Here is a 4665-nt window from a genome sequence, read left to right on the forward strand (position 1 = left end):
CCTTTGGCGAGGGCGACCTGCTGGCGGCGGCCAACGTGCTGTCCGGCGCGCTGGGCGTGCCGGGGGTGGCACCCGCCATTTCCGCCGCCGCAGCTGGGGCAGGCGCGTAAGCGCGTCCGGATGACCGTACCCCGTACCACGGCAGCGCACGCAGCATGAAGATCGCCGTCGCACTCAGCGGAGGCACCGACAGCCTGTTCGCGCTCCTGCTCCTGCTGGAGCAGGGGCAGGACGTGTTCGGCTTGCATGCGCGCTTTCTGTCCCCCCAGCCCGGCAAGCCGGACCCCACCGAGGCCATCGGCGCCATGTGCGCCCGCCTTGGCGTGGATTTCCATGCCGTGGACCTGGCCGACGCCTTCGAAGACGCGGTGGTGATCCCGTTCATCGAGGAATACGTGGTGGGGCGCACGCCCAACCCGTGTGCCCGATGCAACGCCGACATGAAGTTCGGCCTGCTGCTGGATGCCGCGCATGCCCTTGGCGCGGCGCGCCTGGCCACGGGGCATTACGTGCGCCAACTGCGCCACCCGGAATGGGGCATGACCCTGCAACGCGGGACGGACCCGGCCAAGGACCAGAGCTACTTCCTGTCGCTGGTGGAGCGCGCCCGGCTGGAGCAGGCCGTGTTTCCGCTGGGCAATTGGCGCAAGGAGCAGGTGAAGGCAGAACTGGCGAAGCGGAACATCGTACCGCCGCTACCGTCGGAAAGTCAGGAAATCTGCTTCGTGCCCGGCGACGACTACCGCGCCTTCCTGCGCGACCGGCAGGTGCGCCTGCCCGGCCCCGGTCCCATCGTGACCATGCGCGGCCGCAAGATCGGCAGCCACAAGGGGTTGTGGCAGTACACCGAAGGCCAGCGGCGCGGCCTGGGCATTGCCTGGGACGAGCCGTTGTACGTGGTGGCCAAGGACATGGAGAACAATGTGCTGCTGGTGGGCGGGCGCGAACACCTGGTCGCGCGCGGCTGCCTGACCGAGGACGTGAATCTGCTGGTGGACCCGGCAGACTGGCCCGCCGAGATCAGCGTGCGCACCCGTTACCGCCAGGCCCCCCAGCCCGCCCGGGTGACGGTGGGCGACACAGGCATGGCCGTGCGCTTCCGCGAGCCGCAAACCCCGCCTGCGCGGGGGCAGGTGGCGGCGGTGTACGATGCCGAAGGGCACGTGCTGGCGGGGGGCGTCATCCTGGGGCCTGTGTAGCCCCGGCAGGTTGGCTCCATGGCGCCCCGCAGGCGCACCGATCCTGCGGGTTCCTCCGGTCACCTGCCCGGCCTCCAGGGTCATGGCCCTGCATGCCCGCCACGGCGGTGGCGCCCCGTTCCTTCCGACGTTCTTCCTCCCCCCGCCTTGTCTTCCGCCTGTCGGCCACGGATCGACCACCGGTTCCTACTGCGTCGTGCAGATGCTTTGCGACACGTTCAGGGCTTGCAGATAACGGTGCGTCAGCAGTGACATGTCCAGTCCCAGTTCGGCGAAGCCCCGTGCGGCATCGCCAAAGTCTCCCCGTTCGTATGATTCCACCACGTGCAGCCAGTGAGCCAGCGCGCCGCGCCGCTCGATGAGCGCCTCGTCGATGTCGCTGCTGAGCCGGATATCCGCCAGAATCGTCTCCATGGGCATGCCCAGGATCGCGTCCAGCAGCGAAAACAACCCGGCCAGGTACAACCGGTCCGCCGGTGGCCCGCCCGTGGTGCTGTTGCGCAGGGCCTCGGCAAAGACGCCCCTGAACACCGACATGCGGATCAGTTCCGGCACGAACGGCCCCTTGGCGATGCCCGAAAGCAGGGCGGCGCACAGCCACCGGCGCAAGCCCGTCTCGCCCATGAGCCTGGCCGCGAACTCCACGGACGAAACCCGCGAACTGAAGGAGAAATGCGCGGAATTCAGGTAGCGCAACAGCCGGTAGGACAGCGAGACGTCGGCCCTGATGGCCTCGATGAGGCGCGGCGTGGTGGTGCCGCCGGAGGCGAATATCTTGATGGTTTTCAGCCGCAGGGCCTGGGTGGTGCTGACCGTGCACCCGGAGGTCAGTTGCGGGCGCGACAGGAAGTATCCCTGAAACAGATGGCAGCCCAGCTTGCGGCAATATTCCAGGGTGGACTGGTCCTCGATCTTTTCGGCCACAACCCCGACACCCGCCGCAAGCATCCTCTCCACGTCCCGCGCCACGTCGGCGCGCGGCCTGCGCAGCACTTCCACTTTCACGTAGTCGGCCATCGGCAGCAGCGCGTCCGCCGGTCCGGCCCCTGCATAGTCGTCGAGGGCGATGGTGAATCCGCGCCGCTTGAGCGCGGCCAGTTGCGCCAGAATGCCGGGCGTGGGCTGCGTGGTTTCCAGCACCTCGACGCAGGTGCGGGCCGGGTCGAGCATGTTGGCAAGGCCGCTGAGCAGCAGGGACTCGTCGAAGTTGACGAACAGCATCCGGTTGTCGCCCAGGGTGTCCATGATCAGTGGCAGGCCGTCGATGATGACCGATGCCGTGGCGACGGCATCGGAGAACGGCGGGCAATTGCTGGAGGGCCAGCATGCATTCCGGTACAACAGTTCAAACCCGAAAGTATGCCCTGAAGCGTCGAAGATGGGCTGGTGCGCGACCATGACGGGGGCACTGCCCGCTTTTGCTTGTGTCGTGTCGCAGAAGGGCTTGGCAGGCGCTGCGCTGTCGGAAGGACGAGCGTCGCCGTTCGGGAGTTTTTTCATGTGGCTTCCATGCATTCTGTAGTGATATGGATTCCATATGAAGTAGCCCGAAATCGTGCCGGTCGACAGTCGGGAACCCCCCCATGGGCGGATGTGCGTGCGCGCTATCGATGGAGAAGGCATTTGCGCGCGTGGAGCGCACAGTCGCGGGAATGGGTATGGTGAAGGTAGCGTTGGTGGGGGGTGGGGTGGGGAATGCTTTTGGGGAACGCGGGGCTCGACATGGGGGGCGCGCCGACGGCGTCCGGGTGAAGGGGCTGGAGGACGCCGGGCACGGCCAAATCAGGACGCCCGCGCGTCTGGGCTGCACGGGCGTATCCCTGGTGTGCGGCGTGCCGCCCCGAGGGGCGGACGTCGGAAGATGATGTCGTTGCGGGCAGGCGGGGAAAGGGAGGGTCAGCAGCGTTTGGGCTGGGACATGGCCGATGAATGGGCATCCGGGTGGCTGGCGGTGGCTGCCAGCACGCGCGGCGCGGATACGGCTCTAAGTGCGCCGCGCAGCACGTCGGTATCCAGCGGTTTGGGCAGCACTGCGTCCGCGCCCATGAGGTGGGCGGTGCGGATGGCCGATTCCATGTCCATGACCGGGGTGCCGCCAGACATGGCGATGACCTTCACCCCCGGAAATTCGCGCCGCAGTTGCGCGATGGTGGCCAGGCCATCCTGTTCGGGCATGATGATGTCGGTGATCACCACGTCGGCCGGGGTGGTGCGCTGGCAGGTCATGCACGTTCGACCATTGTCCGCCGTGGCCACCTCGTGTCCCCAACTGCACAGCAGGGCTTCGAGAAAGCACAGCGTAACGGCATCGTCGTCCACGACCAGTATCCGCACCTTGGCCTCCGATGGGCTGCGGGGTGGCCCGCAGGGTGATGGTGCGCCGGGGGGGCTGTGGCCGGGCGGCTTGCACCCGTCACCACGTGTCACCACATGCACTCGATTCCGCAACTACCAATGTCTGGCCGCTAACCAGCCAGTAACCGGCCAGAGCCTGGCCGGTGCATGCCATTACGCTTCCGGGCTGTTTCCCCGGTGGATGCCGGGCTAGCGCTCGGCGGACATGCGCAGGGGCAGCAGGGGGCGATGGATTTCCGCGCCGCCCGCATCGGGTTCCAGACGGTAACCCAATTGCCGCGCCATGTATTCCAGCGGTCTGATATTGCCGGTATGCTTCATGATTTCAAGAAGCGTTTCCACACCCAGCTTGGCCCCGGTGTCGTACGGATTGATCTCGCGCAGCAGGGTGGAGTAGGGCTTGCCTATTTCCTTGGCCAGCGCCTTGGCCGGGGTGGGACTGTCCAGCACGATACCGTGGACGATCTTGGTCAGTTCGGAAAGCATGAGCGGTCTCCTGGTTGGTGATCTGGAGCTTCACACTCACGCCTTATCAAAAGCCATACCATAATGTTATTTTGATGATTAACAAATAAAAATAGACTGTTGCGTTGTTGTGTGATTGGGCGCTGAGAAGGTGGTGTAAATTTTTTTGATACTTTGTCTTGTAAAAATTTACAGTGTCACTGTTTGCTGAACGCGGCATCGTCCACCCATTGCCGCATCACCCCATGTTTGCGCAACAATGCGTACAGCCGCTGGCGCGACAGCCCGGCCATGCGGGCCGCCCTGGTGATGTTGCCCCCACTGGCCAGCAGCAGATGTTGCAGGTATCCCTTTTCCACGCAGCCAAGGGCGGTGTTGCGGTAGTCCTTCCAGGCCGGGGGCGGGGCATGGCTTGCGCGGGGCGTACCGCGCGGGGCCGGGAACGTGGGGGAAATTTCTGCGGAACAGGGCAGGTCCGGTATTTCCCCGGCGACACCGGGGCAGATGTCGGGGGGCAGGCCGCAATCCGGTGCCGTTGGGGGCGCCGCGCAGGGCTTGTCCGGCGCAAATCCGCCCAGCCCCCATTGCCCGACCTGCCCGGCACCGTCTGCCGTACCGGCCGCGTTGGCGGCACTGGGGGCCGTGC

Annotated in this window: 5 protein-coding genes; 1 reads left to right on the forward strand and 4 read right to left on the reverse strand. The window is 66.0% G+C overall.

Annotated features, from left to right (window positions below; translation table 11 throughout):
* Positions 1-155 precede the first annotated feature (155 nt).
* On the forward strand, positions 156-1199 hold the full coding sequence (mnmA, locus tag FVW27_RS08045; protein ID WP_167124191.1) for a tRNA 2-thiouridine(34) synthase MnmA: 1044 nt from the start codon (positions 156-158) through the stop codon (positions 1197-1199).
* Positions 1200-1385: 186 nt separating this feature from the next.
* Here mnmA and FVW27_RS08050 read toward each other — a convergent pair whose 3' ends face one another.
* The 4 genes from FVW27_RS08050 to FVW27_RS20910 form a co-directional block, all read right to left on the reverse strand.
* Positions 1386-2699, reverse strand: a complete 1314-nt coding sequence (locus FVW27_RS08050; RefSeq protein ID WP_167124193.1) for an EAL and HDOD domain-containing protein — start codon at positions 2697-2699, stop codon at positions 1386-1388.
* Positions 2700-3095: 396 nt separating this feature from the next.
* Complete coding sequence (locus FVW27_RS08055; RefSeq protein WP_167124195.1) at positions 3096-3533, reverse strand: response regulator; 438 nt, start codon at positions 3531-3533, stop codon at positions 3096-3098.
* Positions 3534-3743: 210 nt separating this feature from the next.
* Positions 3744-4040, reverse strand: coding sequence for a phage regulatory CII family protein (locus FVW27_RS08060; protein ID WP_015946464.1), 297 nt, complete (start codon positions 4038-4040; stop codon positions 3744-3746).
* Between the two features lie 176 nt (positions 4041-4216).
* On the reverse strand, positions 4217-4665 hold a 449-nt coding region (locus FVW27_RS20910; RefSeq protein ID WP_279586615.1), incomplete at its 5' end, for a helix-turn-helix domain-containing protein.

The organism is Nitratidesulfovibrio liaohensis (assembly GCF_011682075.1).
GTDB classification, from domain to species: Bacteria; Desulfobacterota; Desulfovibrionia; order Desulfovibrionales; family Desulfovibrionaceae; genus Cupidesulfovibrio; species Cupidesulfovibrio liaohensis.

Bases quoted from the DNA above. Each gene is read 5' to 3' on its own strand.
- mnmA (WP_167124191.1), top strand. From the start codon at position 156: ATGAAGATCGCCGTCGCACTCAGCGGAGGCACCGACAGCCTGTTCGCG.
- FVW27_RS08050 (WP_167124193.1), bottom strand. From the start codon at position 2,699: ATGAAAAAACTCCCGAACGGCGACGCTCGTCCTTCCGACAGCGCAGCG.
- FVW27_RS08060 (WP_015946464.1), bottom strand. From the start codon at position 4,040: ATGCTTTCCGAACTGACCAAGATCGTCCACGGTATCGTGCTGGACAGT.